At 65.2% G+C, this 18,168-nt stretch carries 17 protein-coding genes; 8 read left to right on the top strand and 9 right to left on the bottom strand.

All coding sequences use genetic code 11. From position 1 onward, the window contains the following. Nucleotides 1-1,154 (top strand): acyl-CoA mutase large subunit family protein (locus ACNA7R_RS14600; RefSeq protein WP_416284285.1); only part of this gene is annotated, 1,154 nt, incomplete at its 5' end. Here the strand turns inward: ACNA7R_RS14600 and ACNA7R_RS14595 are convergent. Next, nucleotides 1,151-1,612 (bottom strand): NUDIX hydrolase, encoded by a 462-nt coding sequence (locus ACNA7R_RS14595; protein WP_416284284.1) that lies wholly within the window; start codon nucleotides 1,610-1,612, stop codon nucleotides 1,151-1,153. The genes ACNA7R_RS14600 and ACNA7R_RS14595 overlap by 4 nt on opposite strands. A 213-nt stretch (nucleotides 1,613-1,825) precedes the next feature. On the opposite strand from ACNA7R_RS14595, the gene ACNA7R_RS14590 reads away from it, so the two are divergent. The 3 genes from ACNA7R_RS14590 to mce all read left to right on the top strand — a co-directional run bounded on the left by ACNA7R_RS14590 (nucleotide 1,826) and on the right by mce (nucleotide 5,903). Continuing rightward, entirely contained in the window at nucleotides 1,826-2,653 is an 828-nt protein-coding gene (locus ACNA7R_RS14590; protein WP_416284283.1) for an aldo/keto reductase, read from the top strand. A gap of 44 nt (nucleotides 2,654-2,697) precedes the next feature. Then, nucleotides 2,698-5,382 (top strand): PAS domain S-box protein, encoded by a 2,685-nt coding sequence (locus ACNA7R_RS14585; protein ID WP_416284282.1) that lies wholly within the window; start codon nucleotides 2,698-2,700, stop codon nucleotides 5,380-5,382. A 137-nt stretch (nucleotides 5,383-5,519) separates the two neighbouring features. Then, entirely contained in the window at nucleotides 5,520-5,903 is a 384-nt protein-coding gene (mce, locus tag ACNA7R_RS14580; protein WP_416284281.1) for a methylmalonyl-CoA epimerase, read from the top strand. A gap of 197 nt (nucleotides 5,904-6,100) precedes the next feature. On the opposite strand, the gene ACNA7R_RS14575 is transcribed toward mce, so the two are convergent. Beyond that, on the bottom strand, nucleotides 6,101-6,247 hold the full coding sequence (locus tag ACNA7R_RS14575; protein ID WP_278293320.1) for a hypothetical protein: 147 nt from the start codon (nucleotides 6,245-6,247) through the stop codon (nucleotides 6,101-6,103). Nucleotides 6,248-7,009: 762 nt separating this feature from the next. Next, nucleotides 7,010-7,231, bottom strand: coding sequence for a hypothetical protein (locus ACNA7R_RS14570; RefSeq protein WP_416284280.1), 222 nt, complete (start codon nucleotides 7,229-7,231; stop codon nucleotides 7,010-7,012). 481 nt (nucleotides 7,232-7,712) lie between these two features. Here ACNA7R_RS14570 and ACNA7R_RS14565 point away from each other — a divergent pair, with 481 nt between their 5' ends. Next, entirely contained in the window at nucleotides 7,713-9,047 is a 1,335-nt protein-coding gene (locus ACNA7R_RS14565) for a metallophosphoesterase (protein ID WP_416284279.1), read from the top strand. 6 nt (nucleotides 9,048-9,053) lie between these two features. Here the strand turns inward: ACNA7R_RS14565 and ACNA7R_RS14560 are convergent, their stop codons facing one another. After that, a complete protein-coding gene (locus tag ACNA7R_RS14560; RefSeq protein ID WP_416284278.1) occupies nucleotides 9,054-10,481 on the bottom strand; it encodes a sodium-dependent transporter in 1,428 nt (475 codons plus the stop codon). Between the two features lie 381 nt (nucleotides 10,482-10,862). Between ACNA7R_RS14560 and ACNA7R_RS14555 the strand changes: the two genes are divergently transcribed. Further along, nucleotides 10,863-12,563, top strand: coding sequence for a C69 family dipeptidase (locus tag ACNA7R_RS14555; RefSeq protein WP_416284277.1), 1,701 nt, complete (start codon nucleotides 10,863-10,865; stop codon nucleotides 12,561-12,563). 52 nt (nucleotides 12,564-12,615) lie between these two features. Here ACNA7R_RS14555 and ACNA7R_RS14550 read toward each other — a convergent pair whose 3' ends face one another. The 3 genes from ACNA7R_RS14550 to ACNA7R_RS14540 form a co-directional block, all read right to left on the bottom strand. Next, entirely contained in the window at nucleotides 12,616-13,797 is a 1,182-nt protein-coding gene (locus ACNA7R_RS14550) for a Fic family protein (protein ID WP_416284276.1), read from the bottom strand. A gap of 283 nt (nucleotides 13,798-14,080) precedes the next feature. After that, on the bottom strand, nucleotides 14,081-14,473 hold the full coding sequence (locus ACNA7R_RS14545) for a hypothetical protein (RefSeq protein WP_416284275.1): 393 nt from the start codon (nucleotides 14,471-14,473) through the stop codon (nucleotides 14,081-14,083). Continuing rightward, the gene (locus ACNA7R_RS14540; protein WP_416284274.1) at nucleotides 14,470-15,351 is read right to left on the bottom strand and encodes a ParA family protein; all 882 of its coding nucleotides are present in this window, start codon (nucleotides 15,349-15,351) and stop codon (nucleotides 14,470-14,472) included. The genes ACNA7R_RS14545 and ACNA7R_RS14540 overlap by 4 nt, the downstream gene beginning before the upstream one ends. 255 nt (nucleotides 15,352-15,606) lie before the next feature. Between ACNA7R_RS14540 and ACNA7R_RS14535 the strand changes: the two genes are divergently transcribed. Then, nucleotides 15,607-16,203: a GNAT family N-acetyltransferase gene (locus tag ACNA7R_RS14535; RefSeq protein WP_416284273.1), complete on the top strand. Its 597-nt coding sequence runs from the start codon at nucleotides 15,607-15,609 to the stop codon at nucleotides 16,201-16,203. Between the two features lie 3 nt (nucleotides 16,204-16,206). On the opposite strand, the gene ACNA7R_RS14530 is transcribed toward ACNA7R_RS14535, so the two are convergent. Further along, a complete protein-coding gene (locus ACNA7R_RS14530; protein WP_416284272.1) occupies nucleotides 16,207-16,620 on the bottom strand; it encodes a helix-turn-helix domain-containing protein in 414 nt (137 codons plus the stop codon). Nucleotides 16,621-16,979: 359 nt separating this feature from the next. Between ACNA7R_RS14530 and ACNA7R_RS14525 the strand changes: the two genes are divergently transcribed. Continuing rightward, complete coding sequence (locus ACNA7R_RS14525; RefSeq protein WP_416284271.1) at nucleotides 16,980-17,405, top strand: OsmC family protein; 426 nt, start codon at nucleotides 16,980-16,982, stop codon at nucleotides 17,403-17,405. 87 nt (nucleotides 17,406-17,492) lie between these two features. Here the strand turns inward: ACNA7R_RS14525 and ACNA7R_RS14520 are convergent, their stop codons facing one another. Next, nucleotides 17,493-18,167, bottom strand: a complete 675-nt coding sequence (locus ACNA7R_RS14520) for a molecular chaperone TorD family protein (RefSeq protein WP_416284270.1) — start codon at nucleotides 18,165-18,167, stop codon at nucleotides 17,493-17,495. Between the last annotated feature and the right edge of the window lies 1 nt (nucleotide 18,168).

The following is an 18,168-nucleotide window of genomic DNA, read 5'->3' as shown; positions in this document are numbered from 1 at the left end:
CGATGTACATCGCGGTGGGCGACCAGCAGGGCGTCGACCGCGCGGAGCTTCGAGGGACGATTCAAAACGACCTCCTGAAGGAGTACATCGCGCGCAACACCTACATCTACCCGCCCGAGCCGTCGATGCGGATCATCACGGACATCTTCGACTTTTGTGCCTCCGAGACCCCGAAGTTCAACACGATCTCGATCTCCGGCTACCACATCCGCGAGGCCGGCTCCACGGCGGCCCAGGAGCTCGCCTTCACCCTCGGCAACGGCATCCAGTACGTCGAGGCCGCCATCGAAGCCGGACTGGACGTCGACGACTTCGCCCCGCGCCTTTCCTTTTTCTTCAACGGGCACAACAACATCTTCGAGGAGGTCGCGAAGTTCCGCGCTGCGCGACGGATGTGGCACGACATCATGGAGGAGCGCTTCGACGCCGACAACCCGAAATCGAAGCAGCTGAAGTTCCACACCCAGACCGCGGGCTCGATGCTGACCGCCCAGCAGATCGAGAACAACGTCGTCCGAGTGGCCTACCAGGCGCTGGCGGCCGTCCTCGGAGGCACCCAGTCGCTACACACCAACGGGAAAGACGAGGCGCTGGCCCTGCCGACCGAGGAGTCGGTGCGGACCGCCCTGCGGACCCAGCAGATCCTCGCCCACGAGTCCGGCGCTGCCGACACGATCGACCCGCTGGCGGGGAGCTACTACGTCGAGTCACTGACCGACGACGTCGAAGCGGACGCCTACGAGATCCTCGAGGAGGTCGACGAGCGCGGCGGGATGCTCGAGGCCGTCGAACAGCAGTGGGTCCAGCGCCAGATCCAGGACACGGCCTTCGACCGCCAGCGGGAGATCGAGGAGAAAGAGCGCGTCATCGTCGGCGTCAACGAGTTCGAGGTCGACGAGGACCCCGAGATGGACGTCGAGGAGGTCACCGAGGAGGACGAGCGTCGGCAGGTCGACCGGCTCGAGTCCGTCCGCGAGGACCGAGACGGCGAGGCCGTCGACGCCGCGCTCGAGGCGCTACGGGACGCCGCACGCGGGGGACAGAACGTCATGCCGTACATCGTCGACGCCGTGAAAGCGTACGCGACGGTCGGCGAGATCTGTAACGTCCTGCGCGACGAGTTCGGCGAGTACCAGCCCGGCAGCGCGGTCTAGCGCGACTCGGACGCCTGCGGTCGGGGCGGGACCGGCTCGAGCCGATCGAGGTAGTCGTCGAGCGAGAGGGCAAAGTCGCGGGCCGGCGGGAGCTCCCGCCAGGCGTACTCGAACTCCGTCCCGCGCTCCTCGCCGTCGCCGGTGACGACGTGGGTCCAGGCGTCGCGGTCCTCCTCGACGGAGACGTGAAAGAAGTGGCGACGGTAGAGCTTCGGCGGCGAGAGCCGGCGCACCCAGACGTCCTCGGCCAGGTGTCCGACCGACTCAAACTCGGTGAGCCCGCTCTCCTCTCTGACCTCCCGACACAGCGCCTCGAGGGGTGACTCGCCGGGCTCGATCGTCCCTTTCGGGACCTGGAGGCCGTCGTGGCCGGTCGCCTCGAACGTGAGCAGTTCGCGATCGTTGCGGGTGATGTACGCACAGACCTTGGGGACGCACGGTACCTCGGTTCCAACCATAACACGTTCCTTTACGACCGTCCATAAAATCCTTTCGAGGATTGAAGCTAGCCAACTATATATTCCTAAAGGATGACGACTAGGCTCGAAACTAGGCGACTAGGCTCGAAAGCTAATCTCGTACATCGAGTCCGACACGGCCGGCGAGACGACTCCGGACCGACCCCGCCTCTGCGGGGAGGACTGAAGCCCGTCGGCGTCGAACGAACCGACGTGACCGACAGCCACACTATCGACGCCGGGAACGCGGCGATTCCGGCGCTCGGATTCGGTACCGCCCGGATGACCGGCGACGAGTGTCGACGGGCGGTCGCGGTCGCCCTCGAGGCCGGCTACAGACACGTCGACACCGCCCAGCTGTACGACAACGAGGACGCGGTCGGCGACGCGCTCGCCGAGCGTCCGGTCCCCCGGGAGGACGTCTTCCTCGTGACCAAGGTCGACACGGACAACCTCGCCCGCGAGGACGTCATCGAGTCGACCCGCCGGAGCTGCGAGCGACTGGGCGTGGAGACGATCGACCTGCTCCTGATCCACGCGCCCCGCGACTACGCGCCACTCGAGGAGACGCTGGACGCGATGAACGACCTTCAGGAGGAGGGGCGGGTCGATTACATCGGCGTCAGCAACTTCTCGGTCGCCCAGCTCGAGCGCGCCCGAGAGCTGTCGGCGACGCCGATCGTCGCCAACCAGGTGAAGTACCACCCCTACCACCGCCAGGACGAGTTGCTCTCGTACTGCGTCGACAACGATGTCTGTCTGACCGCCTACAGCCCGCTGGCGGAGGGCGCCGTCGTCGGCGACGACCGCCTCGAAGAGATCGGCGAGCGCTACGACAAGTCGGCGGCCCAGGTCGCGCTCCGGTGGCTGCTCCAACAGCCCGCCGTGGCGGCGATCCCGAAGGCCGCGAGCCGCGACCACCTCGAGGCGAACGCCGAGGTCTTCGACTTCGAGCTTTCGGCCGACGAGATGCAAGCGGTGTTCGAACTGACGGATCCGCGTCTCACCGCGAGGATCGCATCCGCGCTCGGCTTCGACTGACGGCGGTGCAAGAACTTATGCCGTTCACTCCTTAGTGAACGTGTATGAGCGACGGTGTGGGGGCACCCGACGACGGGGTTCGGGACGACGCTGCCGAGAGGCGATCGCTCGAGCAGTATCGGACGCTGGCGAACGCGGTCGACGACGGGATCTACCGACTCGATACCGACGGCCGAATCGTCACCGCCAACGACGCCGTCCTCGAGCAGACCGGGTACGCCCGGAAGGCGCTGCTCGGCGAGCACTTCTCGGTGCTCGTCGACGACGACGACGTCGACCGCCTCGAGAGGGAGCTTCGCGGTCGCCTCGAGAGCGGCGACGATCCCGACACGACGTTCGACCTCGCGCTCGAGACGGCCGACGGCGACCGCATCCCCTGCGAGGTTCGGTTCAGCGTCCTCGGGACCGACGGCGAGTACGACGGCGTCGTCGCCGTCGTCCGGGACGTCGACGAGGCTCCCGAACGGGACCGCCTGGACTCAATCTGGGAGACCTACGAGTCGATCTCGTCGGTCATCGACGAGGCCGACGTCGGCGTGTTTGTCCTCGACGAGACGTTCGACGTCGTCTGGGCCGACGAGACGGTAAAAACGTACTTCGGAATCGATCGAAACGACGTCATCGGACGGAACAAACGAGCGGTCATCGAGGAGACGATCCGCGACCGGCTCGACGATCCCGAGACGTTCGCGGAGACCGTCCTGGCGACCTACGACGACAACACCTCCGTCGAACGGTTCGAGTGTCTGGTGACGTCCGGACCCGACCGCGAGGAGCGCTGGCTCGAGCACCGGAGCAAGCCGATCGAGTCCGGCCGGTACGCGGGCGGCCGCGTCGAGCTGTACTACGACGTCACCGACCGAAAGGAGTCCCAACAGGCGCGCCGCGAGAGCGAACGGCGGTTCGAGTCGCTGGTCAACGCGGTCGACGAGTACGCCATCTTCATGCTCGATCCCGAGGGACGGGTGCAGAGCTGGAACGAGGGGGCGGAACGGATCAAGGGGTACGACGCGTCGGAGATCCGCGGCGAGCACTTCTCGACGTTCTACACCGAATCCGATCGGGCAGCCGGCGTGCCGGAACGGAACCTGGAACGCGCCACCGCGGAAGGTGCCGTCGAGGACGAGGGCTGGCGCGTCCGCGCGGACGGCTCGCGGTTCTGGGCGAACGTGACGATCACGGCGATCAGGGAGGACGGCAAGCTTCGGGGGTACGCAAAGATCACCCGCGACATGACCGAGCGCCGGGAGCGAGAGCAGCAGCTCCAGCGCGAGCGGGACCTGGTCGAGCAGATCCTCGAGACGAGCCCGGTCGGCATCGCGGTCGTCAACCCCGACGGATCGACCAGCCGGGCGAACGAACGGATGGCGACCCTGCTCGACGTACCGCCGGCGGAAAGCGGGGAGTACACCGCGGGTCAACGGGACATGTACGACCGGGACGGTCGGTTGCTGCCCGTCGAGGAACGACCCGCGAACCGCGTCTTCGAGACGGGCGACCCCGTGTCCGATCGGGAGATCCGTCTGGACCGGGGCGACGGCGGACGGACGTGGCTCTCGATAAACGCCACGCCGATCGGCGCCGACGAGGGACCGCCCGAGCAGGTCGTCGTCACCGCAACCGACATTACCGACCTCAAGGAGCTGGCGGAGCGACGAAAGCGGGAACTCGAGGAGCGCGAGAAGGAGCTGACGGCGGTCAAGCTCGCCACGAATCTGCTCGAGACCGGCGACCGACCGGTCGAGGAGCTGCTCGAGGAGTTCGTCGCGGAGCTGCCGCGGTCGTTTCGCCACCCCGACCGAACCGCCACACGCGTCTCGTTCGGGGATCGGGAGGCGACCACCGGGACCTGCGAGTCGTTCGAGCGCACGATTACCGCCCGCACGAACACGGCCAACGGGACGCCGATCACGATCGACGTCGGGCTCACGGAGCCCCTGCCCGACGGCGAGTCGGACGCGTTCATCGACGAGGAGCGGGAACTGATCGACACGCTCGCGACGCTTGCGAAGTTCCACTTCGAGCGCCGGGAGTACATCGACGAGCTTCGGGCGGAAACCCGACGCCTGGAGCAGTTCGCGTACGCGGCCTCCCACGACCTCCAGGAGCCATTGCGGATGGTCTCGAGCTACCTGCAGCTCATCGAGCGACGGTACGCCGACGAGCTCGACGAGGACGGCCGGGAGTTTCTGGCGTTCGCGCTCGAGGGAGCCGAACGGATGCACGAGATGATCGACGGCCTGCTCGCCTACGCGCGGATCAAGACGCGGGGCGGTCCGCTGGAGCCGGTGGACCTCGAGGCCGTCCTCGAGGACGCCCGCTCGGATCTCGAGGTGCGAATCGCGGAGACGGGCGCCGATATCACTGCCGATCCCCTGCCGACGGTCGAGGGCGACGAGAGCCAGCTGCGACAGGTGTTCCAGAACCTGCTGGACAACGCGATCGAGTACAGCGACGGTACGCCCCGAATCCACGTCTTTGCCGAGCGACGCGGCCCGGAGTGGGTAATCTCGGTGCGCGACGAGGGGATCGGAATCCCGGCCGACGAGCGCGAGCAGATCTTCGAGATGTTCCAGCGCCTGCACGGCCGCGGCGACCACGACGGCACCGGGATCGGGCTCGCGCTCTGTGAACGGATCGTCGAACGCCACGGTGGCGAGATCCGGGTCGACTCCGAACCCGGGGAGGGGTCGACGTTCTTGGTTACGCTTCCGGCCGTCGACGACTGATACGGTTTCCTGTACGTCAGTCCCGTCGCAACCGCGACCCGGGCTGCGGTTACGCCGGTACGTCGGTACGGCAATCCGTACGAGATCGTCGCCGGAAGGACAACACTCAGGCCCCGCGGGCTCGAACCCGCCTCCCGATGCACATCGACCACGCGGGGATCGCGACCGACGACGCCGCCGAGCTGGCGGCGCTGTACGGCGAACTGTTCGGCCTCGAGACCGTCCACGAGGAGACGTTCGACGGAATGGACGTCGTCTTCCTCGACTGCGGGAACGGCTACCTCGAGTTGCTCGAGCCCGTCGCGGACGGCACGATCGCCGACTACCTCGAGTCGAACGGACCGGGGATCCACCACCTCGCGCTCGCGACCGACGATATCGAGGCCGCCCTCGAGCGCGCCCGCGAGCACGACGTCGCCCTCGTCGACGAGCAGCCCCGTCCCGGCGCGTGGGGCCACTCGGTCGCGTTCTTGCACCCGAAGGATACGGGCGGAATCCTGCTCGAGTTCGTCGAGCACTGAGACGGACTACCGGACGTCAGTTCCGGAGCGACCGCAGGACTGCTCGCGGTCGCTCCGCTACATCGGTACAGCAGACCGTCTGAGTCGCCCGATCGTTCGGTACCTCCGAGGGCAGTACCGAACGCTCGAGCCGACGGCTGCTTCGAACCGGTCTGTACCGAAAAGTCGGGGTCGCGGGAACGGATCGGCGTTTCGCGCTAGTAGCCGAGCAACCGCAGGATGATTCCCAGCACGATCCCCGTGAGGCCGACGAGGATCCCCACACCGGGGATGACGGGGATCGGCAGGAGGCCGATGCCGAGTACGATCGCGAGCACGATGACGATCGTCGAGATTCTGACCATATCCGTAGTATCCCGCGTTATCGGGTAGATGTTGGGCTTGCTATCTCGGTTTTCTCAGGGGACGCAGGTGGAGTGGAGTCCACCTCGGGCCGCCCTCCGGATAGAGAGGGGAAGCCGCTGCTGTGAGCGGTGGTACTCAACCCTCACGACGCCTCGGGTCTACTGCAAATCGAAGTCCTCGGAGAGTTGCTCTTCGAGGTCTTGAAGTGTCATCTGGACGGTACTCAATTCAGAATCGATCTCTTCTCTCTTCTGCTCGAGATTGATGAATTGGTTAGGGATGGTCCGCTCCACGTCGGCTACCGGGAACTGTCCACCTTCGCGGCCGGTGTAGTATAAATTGCCGTCGAAAGCGTGAGCCTCGGCACGCTCGTGCCAGACTAATTTTTCCAGTCGTGACGTGAACTACCCCACCCTACCGCGCTCGGGCTTACCCAGCCCTCGCTTGTTGAGGATGGGGCTTCCTGTTTCTGTGTCGGAACTTGCAGGAACAGATCCCACAGCGGTTCCAGACTCCACAGGCGACTTCCCTTTACAGGCGGTTCGGAGTGTCCCACTCCTACCAGATGGACACTCGACCACAACCGCCGTTGCACGCTTGTTGTCGCGTTTGAACAACGACGAGAGCGTGGTGAGCATCGTACTACCCTCTTCGACCGCCGGGGTAGTAAAGATATCGGATAAATGAAAGAATATCATGCGGGCGCTGTATCCCCTCCCTGCTCGCTTCGCTCGCTGAGGAAGGGGCATTAGCGCCCTCAATTACAGGTAACCAGTGCGATCCGAGATGCTCTGACAGAATCCTCTTCGACGAGCAACGTTTGCGGAAACACCTCCGGTTTTTTCATCTGTGAGATAGTCCATAACTTCTGCTGGTCTATAGGCCTTCGCTGCATTCTCTTGGAGGAACCTCTCGATCTCTACCTCTATACAGTCGATTCGCTTGCTTTTGTCCCAGCAGTCCGATTCAGTATCGACTGGCATCGTATCACTTTCCCCCACCTACTGTATATTAATTCTAGTCTAGTCTTAGAATTAATACTTAAATATAAACAATTTTTCCAATTGGAGTAGCTAAAGATGTCTCCTCGTCTCTGGTCCGTTAGCGCGGTACCTGGTACGACAGCGAGCCGTCCGGTTCGTTGTGACGGAGTACTCTCTTCCCCTCTCCCGATGTTCCACAACAACGCATCTTCCTCTACAGGAATTTCTCGAGGAGAGGCGCTGGAGTGGTATTTCACGTCGTTCAGGTACAGCGGCGTCGTGGTGGCCCTGTACAAACTCGACAGGCCATCACAGGGCCGGATCTTCAGCGTCCGAAACGGAACGAACCGACGAGCGCCGGCGAACGCAGACGTAGCCGGCTTCGCGGTCGTTACACCGCTCGCTCGAGGGGAATCGAAAGGTGTCGCGGGAGGGGCGACAGACGACAAAACTTTTGGCACGGCGACGAGGTGTGGAAATGATGGCCACCGAGACCGATGATCGGGTCTACTACGTGATCAGCGACCTCCACATCGGCGGCGACGAGCAACTCGAGGAGGTCGAGTTTCTCGACGAGCTGCTCGAGTTCCTCGAACGGCTCGAGGGGACCGACGAGAACGCCGAGCTGATCATCAACGGCGACGCGTTCGGGCTCTGGGAGTTTACGACCGTCGAGGGGATCGAGAAGTTCGAGGTGTTAGAGCGCACCTACCCGCGGCTGTTCGAACAGCTGCGGGCGACCGGCGAGAACGTGCCGATCACGCTGTTGCCGGGTAACCACGACCACGAGCTGGCGGCCTACGACCAGTACGTCGAGCGCTTCGCCGAGTACAACGTCGAGCTGGTCCAGGATAAGTGGCTCAGCCGGGAGATCGGCGACCAGGCGATCCACTTCGAGCACGGCCACCAGCACGACGCCAACAACCGAATCGAGGACTGGGGGAACCCCCACGCGACGCCGCTCGGCTACTACTACAATACCCTCGTCACGAGCCGGGCGGGCCAGCTCTCCGACCGCGGGCGGTACAACTGGATGAAGGACGTCCAGGCCGTGACGCCGACCGAACGGATGCCGGTCTGGCTCATCTCGAAGTACTTCTACCGGGAGATGAACCCGCTGTTGCGCTACTCGATGTTCCCGTTCCTGTTGCTGTTCAACATCAGCATTCTCCTCGCGCTGTTCGCGGGGCTGGATCTCGCGGGGATCTGGTCGATGCCCGTCGATCGAACCGAGGCCTTCCTCGGGCAGTTCGGCGCGGCCGGGACGGCGGCCTGGTTCTTCCTCGCCTTGAACGTCACCGTCGGCGGGCTGCTGACGCTCGTCGGGATTCCGCTGTACTTCATCCGGCGGGATCTCAGAAAGACCATCGATCGGTTCGGCGTCTTCGAGACCGATCTCACCGTCGATCCCCAGCTGCCCTACGAGAACGCCGCCCGGGAGATTTTCTCCGAGCAGCCGGCGACGACGATCTTCTGCTACGGCCACACCCACCGTCCGGGCGTCCGCGAGGTCGATGGCGGGCTGCTGGTCAACACCGGAACCTGGCTCAAGCGACTCCACCGCCGGGACGGAATCATCGGGCTCCTCCCGCCGGTGTTTTACCCCTCCTACCAGCTGCCGGCGGTGCGCATCGCCGAGGAGCCCGAGGGCGTCGTCGTCGAGTACGAGCGAATGGCGAAACCGAGCCCCGCCTCCGAGGAGCTGACCCGCACCGAGCGCTTTTTCACCGTCGGTCGGGAGCCCGAACCGGATCTCCCCGACCGCCACGTCGTCGAATCGGAGCAAACGGTTCCGATCCCGGAGACGGCCGAGTAGCCCGCGTTAGTCCGCGGGTTCGGTCGTCCCGCTCGGCTCGCCGCGAGCCGACCGATGGAGGTAGAGGACGAACGGCCCCAGCGTCAACAGCGTCCCGAGCAGCAGGTGTTCGGTCTCGAGGGCGAGCCCGACCAGCGCCGCGGCGTCGGCGTAGAACGTAAACAGCAGAAACGCCGGGAAGACGGTCCCGATCGCGTACCGCCAGGGGACGACCAGCGGGCGCGAGATCGGACCCGCTCCGGCGAGGTACTCGTCGACGGCGTCCGGCCCGAGCACCCAGGCGGTGTAGAGCATGAACCCGGTCAGTCCGAGCACGAGCAGCAGGTCGACGAGGTGGTCGGCGAACAGCGTAAACACCGCGGGACTGAACGCGTTCAGCCCGCCCGTGAGGACGACCAGCCCGAACAGGCCGCGGGTCGCGGTCTTCCGCTCGAGGTCGAACTCGTCGACCAGGAACGAAACCGGGATCTCGAGCATGCTGATCAGGCTGGTCAGCGCCGCGAGCAACACGACGAGGAAGAACGTCGCCCCGAGCAGGCGGCCGGCGGGCAGGCTCGCGAACGCGCCGGCGATACCGACGAACAGGGCACCGGGACCGCCCTCGGTCGGGCCGGCCGCGAAGGAAAACAGCAGCGGAAACAGTACGAGTCCAGCCAGGACGCCGATACCGAGGTTGAGAACGGCGATGACCGAGGCGTCCAGCGGCAGCGACCGCTCGTCGTCGACGTACGAGGCGTAGGTGATCATCGTCCCGCCGCCGATCGAGAGGGTAAACAGCGCCTGCCCGGCGGCCGAGCCGAGCACCGACATGAAGTTCTCCGCGAGGTAGGCGCCGTCGAACCCGAGGTAGAACTCGTACCCCGCCGCGGCGCCGGGCTGGCGGGCCGCCCAGACGGCCAGGGCGGCCAGCAGGACGACGACCCCGGGCATCATCAGCTTCGTCGTCGCCTCGATACCGCGTCTGATCCCCGCGGTGACGATCACGGCGGTAGCCGCGAGGACGGCGAGCTGGTAGGCGAACGCCTCGGCGCCGTAGCTGATCGTCTCGAAGTGAGTCTCGGGGTCGGCGAAGTAGGCCCCCGTCGCGCTCTCGAGGAAGTACCGGAGGATCCACCCGCCGACGACGCTGTAGAACGACATCAGCAGGACCGCGGTGACGACACAGAGCACGCCGAGCGCCGTCCAGGCCCGCGATCCAGCGAGCGATCTGAACGCCCCGACCGGGTTTCGATTCGAGCGGCGACCAATAACGAACGCGGCCAGGAGTCCAGGAACGCCGACGAAAAGGACGATAAGCAGGTACAACAGCAGAAATGCGCTCCCGCCGTTCTCGGCGGTCATCCACGGAAACCGCCAGATGTTCCCCAGTCCGATCGCGCTCCCGACCGCGGCCAGGATGAACCCGGCCCGGCTCGCCCAGCTTTCTCGTGCCATCCTGTCTCAGGCGAGCGGGTCGTCGCGCATAAGGGTTATCGTTAAATTGAAATGAACGATCGTAATGATTCCTCGGAAACCGAAATATTTGCCTCGGGGAGCGATCAGTCGAGTATCTGATCTCCGACCTATTAGTGTGTGATATTTTACGGTTTTGCTCTCGGGGTCGATTCCGCGACTCGAGTCGGAAGCCGGAACGACCGCGACGGATCCGCACCCGTTCACCGGCTGTCCCGGGGAGTCGTCCGTCGGTTCGGGCCAGTACGTTCTCCTTTCCTTATCATTGCTAACTATTATCGAGGGGTTCGTCGAACGTACTCGACGGAGTGACAGTACGTGGCTAAGAAACGACTTTCGAGACGCGGCTTCGGAGCACTGGGCGTGAGCGCGGCGCTGTTCGCCGGCGCCGGGCGGGGCGACCGCGGGTTCGACAGGGACGCCGGCCTCGAGGACCCGAGCGATCCCCGCTCGCTCGACGGGAAGAGCATCGGGTTCTACGTCGGCAGCGATCTCACCGAGGACGGGTCGACCCTGCTGGGCGGGTTCGGCCACGAGCCCTCGAGCCACTGGCTCGAGATCGTCCCCCGCCAGGACCACGGCGAGGACGCGACCGTGACCGTCGGCGTCACCGAGGACGCCGACATCCCCGGCGAGCTGACCGAGATCCCGCAGGCCTCGGAGACGAACAAGTACGTTGCCTCGATGTACTCGGAGTGGGCGGGGTTCCCGCCGCCGCTGACCAACGGCGGGCTCAACGAACACGGCGTCGCCGCCCGCGACATCTGGTCGCCCTCGCGGCCGGAGCTGGTCGAACTGGCCGAGGAGCAAGCCCCCCAGACGGGCCCGCAGTACTCCGACCTCGCGAAGGCGGCGATGGAGCGGGCCTCGAGCGCCCGCGAGGCCGTCGAGGTCGTCGGCGGGCTGATGGACGAGCACGGCTACTCGACCTACGGCGGCAACTCCCACCTGTTCGCCGACGAGGAGGAGGGGTGGGTGTTCATCAACTTCGCCCACCCCGACGGCGACCTGTGGGCGGCCGAACGGCTCGGCGCCGACGAGGTGCGGGTGTCGTACTTCGGGTACATCCGCGAGTTCCCCGTCGACCACGAGGACGATCCGGACTTTATCGGCTCGGATCGGCTGGTCGACTTCGCGGAAGAGCGGGGCTGGTGGGACGGCGAGGGAGACACCCTCGATCTGTTCGAGGTCTACGGAATCGGGGAGTTCCCCGCCGAAGCCGAGGAGTACACGGCTCCCGAGTTCTACCAGGACGCGCGGTATCCCCCCGCTCGAGAGGCGGAGCTCCGGGAGCTGGCACCGGTCAGCCTCGAGGACATGCTCGCGCTGGTGCGGGATCCCCGCTGGTCGACCGACCACGCGGGCTACGGCCAGGTCGCCCATCTGCGGCCCGATACCCGCGAGGAGCTCCAGACGCTGTGGACCGCCGTCACGAGCGCCGCGACGACCCCGTACGTTCCGATTCCCGTCGGCGTCGAGGAGGTCCCCCCGGAGTTTCGCCAGCACCGGTACCTCACCGCGAACTCGGCCGCGAACTTCCTCGACGACGAGTGGAAGCTCCAGGAGGCCACCCGGTACGCGACCCGGGAGTTCAAGCGCCTGCTGTACTTCACCTCGGCCGACCCCGAGGCGTTCTACGCCGACGTGGTGGGCGCCATCGAGGGCTTCGAGCGGGAGGTACTCGAGGAGCGCGACGCCGTCGAGGCGAAGGCTCGAAAACTGTTCGAGGCGGGCGAGGACCGGGCGGCCTGCGAGTACCTCACCGAGGATACCTCGCGGCGACTGCTCGAGAGCCTGCGGCTCGGGACGACGCTGGCGATGGACGTCGAAGCGGCGCTCCGCGAGCGCATCGAGATTCCGAAACCCGAAGGTCGACCCGAACCGGGCGAGACGACGCCCCCGACCAGCCAGTCGATGGACGAGGGTCCCGACACCGAGATGGTCCACGTCTACAGCGACGCGCTCCACGCCGACTATCCGCGAGAACACGGGATCTACACCGACGAGTCAGACGGGGAGCGCGGTGCTCGCTCGAAGCCGGCGCCCGGGCTCGAGGGCGAGTAACGCGTTCCGGATCGCTGTCAGATCCCGGTAAAGCGATTCGAAAGGAACCGGCTTAGTACGTCTGGGGCGGTCGCTCGAGAATTTCGAATATCTCCCTCGCTCGGTACTCTTTGTTGCGTTGTTTTCCCGTTACTTCCTCCAGGACACCGTCGTCTTCGAGGGCGCCGATCGCGCGGTAGGCCGTCGATCGCTCGACGTCGAGCGTATCCGCGACCGTTTCGGTCGTCACGTAGGGGTGTTCGAAGAGCGAGCACGCCAAGCGGTTTTTCGCGTACCGGGAGCCGCCGTACTCGTCCTCGTAGCGGCGTCGCAACGCATCTAGCGCCAGCGTGCGGTCGACGGACTCCTCGGCTTGCTGTGCGACTCCGGCGACGAAAAACGAGACCCACTCCCCCCAGTCGCCGTGGGTCCGAACCCGCTCCATCCGTTCTACGTAGGTTGCCTTGTTTCGGTTGAAGTACTCGCTAAGATAGAGGTTCGGCCGTTCGAGAAACTCGGCATCGTACAATTGGAGCGTAATGAGGAGGCGACCGAGCCGTCCGTTCCCGTCGCCGTACGGGTGGATCGTTTCGAACTGGTAGTGAAAGAGGGCGACGTCGACGAGTGGATGATAGCTTCCCCCGGTCCGATAGTACGTCATCAGCGCGTCCATTAGCCCGTCGACTTCGCCCGGGACCGGGGGCAAGAAGTCCCCCAGGTGGTTCGGGGCCGTCTTGTACGCCCCGATCGTCTCGGTATCGACGCGGTCGTCCGGAACGCCCGTGAGTAGCGTCTCGTGGAGGTCGTGAAGGAGCGCGACGGAGATCTCTCCGCCGCCATCGAGCGCGTCGATCCCGTCTTCGACGGCCCGTTCGTAGTTGAGAACCTCCCGCGTATCCTTCGTATCCGCCTCGTTCGTAGCAGGTTCGCCGGACCGACCGTCTCCCGCCTCGTCGAGACCCCGCGTTTCGAGGCTGTAGAGGGCGTTGTAGTCGACGTCGGCACCTTCGATTTCGGCCGATTCCATCGCTTCCTTTCGAAGAAGCGAGGTGTAGAGGACGGGCGGAAAGTCGAGCTCGAGGCTGATACCACTGAGCTTACCGAGCCAGAACGTGGCGTCGGCGAGTAGCTCGTAGAAGCCCGCGCCCAACGCGAGCTCGCGCGAGGGCGGTAACGGCTCCGGTCTGTAGTACGACTTCCTCCCGTAGGAGACGAGTTCACCGGGGGCGGTATCTTCGATATCGGCACCTCTCATGCACGTACTCGGCCTACTCCTTCCGGGTAGATGAATTTAGCGACTTAAATACAAACACTACACTATAGAGAGTCCTATCGTTGCATATCGGCAGCCCAAATGTAACTACCTCCTCGTGGTTCCCTGCTCGTTCCCACTGTGGACTCGATATCGAACGACCGGATATGCATCGGTACTGATGTTCATTCTGCAGGATCGTGCCGTTACGGGTCGAACGTTGCTGGGATCGAGTGACTCGGGCTCGAAATCGAACCGTTCGAAGAGGCAGTCGTTCCGACTCTCGCTATTCCTCGCGACGAGCCTCGAGCACCAGCTCGGCGATCCGTTCGGGCTCCTCGGTCGCCAGCCTGAGCACCGCGTCGTGGATCTCGCGGGTCTCCTCGTCGACAACGTCCTCGCGGGCCAGCGTTGGCGTGATCGTCGTCCGCAGCTTCTTCTCGAAGGCGTCCCAGGTCTCGCCGCGGGCGTACAGCGGCCGCTGGCGGACCGCGTCGTACTCGAAGGCGGGACCGCTCTCGGCGGGCGAAGCTGGCATCGACTCGACCGCGTTCGCGTCTTCTTCCGCCGCGGACTCGAGCGATTCGTCGGCGGACGCGGCCTCGGTCGTCCCCTCGTCGTCCCCGGTGTTCGGCGACTCGGCGGCCTCGCCCTCGAGGTCGTCGAACGGGTTGCTCATCGGTCGACACCTCCGTTCGCGACGATCTCGGCGAGTTCCTCGTAGGCGGCGATCTGGTCGGAGTCGGGCGCGTAGTCCTGGAGGGGCTGTTCGTGGCTCAGCGATCGGGACAGCGCCGCCCGGTGGCGAATGCCCGGCTTCGGGGGCTCGAGTTCGCCGGCGTCGATCCGTTCGAACTCGTCGGCGGTGATCCGGGCGAACTCGGGGACGACCTCGGGGAGGGGCTGGCCGGGGTTGACCTCGTGTTCGGCCGTGTTCAGGCTCTCGAGGAGTTCCCGGGCCTCGGTGCGCTGGTCGATTCGGTCCTCGAGTTTGTTGGGAACGATCGCGAGGACCTCGACGTCGATGTACTCGCGGGCGGGCTCGATCAGCCGCTCCATCGTCCGCTTGTAGCCGCCGATGGCGCTCGAGCCCGGTTCGATCGGGATCACGACGTTACCCGTCGCGACCAGGGCGTTGTTGTTCAACATCCCGGGGTAGGCCGGACAGTCGAAGACGACGTAGTCGTAGACCTCGCCCAGCAAGGGGTCGACGATCTTCGACTTGACGCGGGCCGAACCCTGCATCGCGCCCGCCAGCTCGGTCTCGACGTCCTCGAGGGAGTCCGAGGACGGCAGCAGGTCGAACCCGTACGCCGTCTCGCGGATGATATCTCCCGGCGTGGCGTCGCCCTCGAGGATGACGTTTCCGAGATCCGTCTCGTCGTGGTAGGCCTCCTCGAACCCGAGACCGTTGGTCGCGTGGCCGTTCGGGTCCAGATCGACGAACAGCGTCGATCCGCGTTCCGCGAGCTGTCGTGCGAGGTTGATCGAGGTCGTCGACTTTCCGACACCGCCTTTCAAGATGACTACGCTTACCGCGCGTGGCTCGTCTGACATAGTGTATCCCATCCACTGAACGATAGCTCCCTATTCTTCCGTGAACGTCTCTCTCAGCGGATACTGCACACAGATGACGAGACCCACATAATCCTGCCGACTTCGGTACGATAGCTCACATAGCTCCAATAGGCGAGGTAGCTGAGTTACCTATTGTACTGCACACGGTCGGCTCGAGCGTCCTCGGAGCGTCGGTTCGCGACCGGTTTCGGCGGCCCGCAAACCCTTTTGGTAGCAGATGGCCTAGGTCCGATCATGTACGTCCGAGACGCCAAAAACAGGGAGGAGGTCTGGCTGCTCGACCACATCGAGTCGATGGGACTCGACGACACGGCGTTTCGCTCCCGCGACTACGTCGTCGCGGTCGACGAGGTCTCCGGCCAGAAGGCGGGGTTCGGGCGGATTCGGATCCACAGAACCGACCCCGAGGAGGACGGCCCGGACGCGGTCTGCGAGCTGACCAGCATCGGGGTCCTCGAGGGGTGGCGCGACCAGGGCGTCGGCGCCCACGTCGTCGAACGGCTGCTCGAGTACGCCGGCGACGAGGGGTTCGACACGGTCTACGCGCTGACCGGCGAGAGCGCCTATCTCGCCCGGTTCGGCTTCCGCCGGATCGACGCCGAACAGTTGCCCGACCCGCTCGAGAAGCGCCGCGAGGAAAAGCGCAAGCGGATCGATCCCGACGCGGTGCCGTTGGCGATCGAGGTCGACCGGTTCCGGATGCCCGAACGACTCCGGGAGGCGTTCAAGCGGGCGACCGAACAGCCCGAAGAAGAGGGAGACGACGAGAGCGCCGAAGACTTCGGTATTGATCCGGAGACGGCGACGTACAAGTACGATACGGGTCGGTGAGGATCAGGCTCGCGTGTCCTCGACGGCCGGCGTCCCGTCCTCGACGCCCTCGTACTTGTCCTCGAACTCCTGGATGAGCTGCCCCATCTTCGCGTACCAGTCGTTTAACATCCGCTGCATGTCGTTTGCGATCTGGGTCGGGTCGGTGGGGTAGTAGACGTGGTAGTAGCCGCCCTGATCGTAGTTGACCTGTTCCTTCTGGATGAACCCGCTCTGGAGCAGCCGCTGGATCGATCGGTACGCCGTCGAGCGCTCGCGGTCGACCCGCTCGGCGACCTCGTCGATCGTCAGCGGCTCCTCGCTCTCGACGAGCGCCCGGAAGCAGTCCTTGTCGAGCTGTTTGAGACCGTGGATACACTCGAGCAGGCCCTCACACTGCATGTCCTGCTGGAGTTGTTCCGCCATCGAGTTTGCCATTACTGAATCGGGATAGGAGCCCCGCCGGTATAAGGGTTGTGCGAATATTGTACAAAGTCGAGGAACCGTTTCGCGTCCCGTCGAGCTCCGGCCGAAACGTAGTACTCGGACCATCGTCGTCGAAAAGCGTGGCCGCGTTCCCTTCGAGACCCGGTCGCGGCAACGAACGAGATCGAAGTATCCACTTTCCGACAGTACAGTCGAAAAGCGACCGTCGACCGCGAACGGGTGTCCTCGTTTGGGTATCGCCGTCCCCGTCGAACGCTCGGTGACGTCCCGAGAGGTCGATTCTTGGAATTGTAGAATCCGACCAAGACTTATTCGGTGGGACGGACGACCTGGTAGCAGGGGCCGTACTCATGACACGATCGAACGAACCGACGACGTACGAACTGACGGGCGAGCGACTTAGCCCGAGACGGACGCGAATCGACACCGGCGACGCGGAGTTCGTCGTCGGCAAGGACGTCAACCCCGTCGAGTACTTCCTGGGCGCAGTTCTGGGCTGTCTGAACTCGACGGCGACGATGGTCGCCCGCGATATGGAGCTGTCCATCGAGGGGCTGGACCTACGGGTCGAGGGCGACGTCGACTACGCCAGCTACCGCGGCGAGCCCGCCGACGCTCGCTCCGGACTGCAGGATCTCGAGGTGACGATTTCGGTGGAGACGGACGCGGACGACGAGACGCTCGAGTCGTGGCTCGAGGCCGTCGAGGACCGCTGTCCGGTCACCGACAACGTGGAAAACGAGACGCCGCTCGAGGTCGCCGTCGAGGCGGTCTGACGGATCCGAACGACTTTCGTTCCCTTCTCGAGGCCGTACGAGACCGACCGTGCGCGAGGGCGAACCCAGAGCCATCGCGAGCCGCGCTTAGCGATCCGCGTCGTCGAGATCGCGAGCGTGCCAGGCCGTCACGGTCCGGGTGAACGCGACGAGCGCCGTGTAGACGCCGTCACGGCCGTCGACGGCTGCGACGTCCTCGTGGAACGTATCGAGCCAGCCGAGCTGGGCGACCGTCTCGCGCTGGAGCGTCCGAAGCCGCTCGAGGCGTTCGTCGTCGCCGTCCCCGAGTGCCTCGGCCTCCGCGCTCGCAGCCGCCCCGAGGAACTCGAGCTGGGCGGCGACGTGGTCCGGGAAGTCGCCGCGAGTCGGGCTGAAGCCCGCCCGTTCGTACAGCGACGACATCGTCGACGCGGCATCGCCGAGGAGTTCGCCCGCGCCCCCCTCGTCGTGGAACGGCGAGTCGGATTCGAACGACTCCGAGGGATCGTCGCGGTGGGCGGAGGCCATCGGCGGCACGTACGTCGGGCCCGGGACGACGAACAGGTTGTCGAAGGCGATCGACAGCGCCTCCTCGTCGACATTCGAATCGGCGAGCGCGCTCGCGTCGATCTCGACCGGGAACGTCGCCGCGACGTCGACGAGCGAGCCGTCGCGCATCGCTGCCGCGAGGACGTCGGTCTCGCCATCGAGCGCCGCCGCGAGCAGCCCGTACAGGTCGGCGCGGGCGTCGGCGACCGCCGCCACCGTCGGTGTATCGGTCATA

Source organism: Natronococcus sp., from assembly GCF_047921035.1.
GTDB lineage: Archaea > Halobacteriota > Halobacteria > Halobacteriales > Natrialbaceae > Natronococcus.
The sequence above is the reverse complement of the archived record's forward strand: the minus strand, read 5'-3'. Positions and strand labels throughout refer to the sequence as shown.

Coding starts and splice junctions, on each gene's coding strand:
- ACNA7R_RS14595 (WP_416284284.1), bottom strand. CDS start 1,612: ATGGTTGGAACCGAGGTACCGTGCGTCCCCAAGGTCTGTGCGTACATC.
- ACNA7R_RS14585 (WP_416284282.1), top strand. CDS start 2,698: ATGAGCGACGGTGTGGGGGCACCCGACGACGGGGTTCGGGACGACGCT.
- mce (WP_416284281.1), top strand. CDS start 5,520: ATGCACATCGACCACGCGGGGATCGCGACCGACGACGCCGCCGAGCTG.
- ACNA7R_RS14575 (WP_278293320.1), bottom strand. CDS start 6,247: ATGGTCAGAATCTCGACGATCGTCATCGTGCTCGCGATCGTACTCGGC.
- ACNA7R_RS14570 (WP_416284280.1), bottom strand. CDS start 7,231: ATGCCAGTCGATACTGAATCGGACTGCTGGGACAAAAGCAAGCGAATC.
- ACNA7R_RS14565 (WP_416284279.1), top strand. CDS start 7,713: ATGGCCACCGAGACCGATGATCGGGTCTACTACGTGATCAGCGACCTC.
- ACNA7R_RS14560 (WP_416284278.1), bottom strand. CDS start 10,481: ATGGCACGAGAAAGCTGGGCGAGCCGGGCCGGGTTCATCCTGGCCGCG.
- ACNA7R_RS14550 (WP_416284276.1), bottom strand. CDS start 13,797: ATGAGAGGTGCCGATATCGAAGATACCGCCCCCGGTGAACTCGTCTCC.
- ACNA7R_RS14545 (WP_416284275.1), bottom strand. CDS start 14,473: ATGAGCAACCCGTTCGACGACCTCGAGGGCGAGGCCGCCGAGTCGCCG.
- ACNA7R_RS14540 (WP_416284274.1), bottom strand. CDS start 15,351: ATGTCAGACGAGCCACGCGCGGTAAGCGTAGTCATCTTGAAAGGCGGT.
- ACNA7R_RS14535 (WP_416284273.1), top strand. CDS start 15,607: ATGTACGTCCGAGACGCCAAAAACAGGGAGGAGGTCTGGCTGCTCGAC.
- ACNA7R_RS14530 (WP_416284272.1), bottom strand. CDS start 16,620: ATGGCAAACTCGATGGCGGAACAACTCCAGCAGGACATGCAGTGTGAG.
- ACNA7R_RS14525 (WP_416284271.1), top strand. CDS start 16,980: ATGACACGATCGAACGAACCGACGACGTACGAACTGACGGGCGAGCGA.
- ACNA7R_RS14520 (WP_416284270.1), bottom strand. CDS start 18,167: ATGACCGATACACCGACGGTGGCGGCGGTCGCCGACGCCCGCGCCGAC.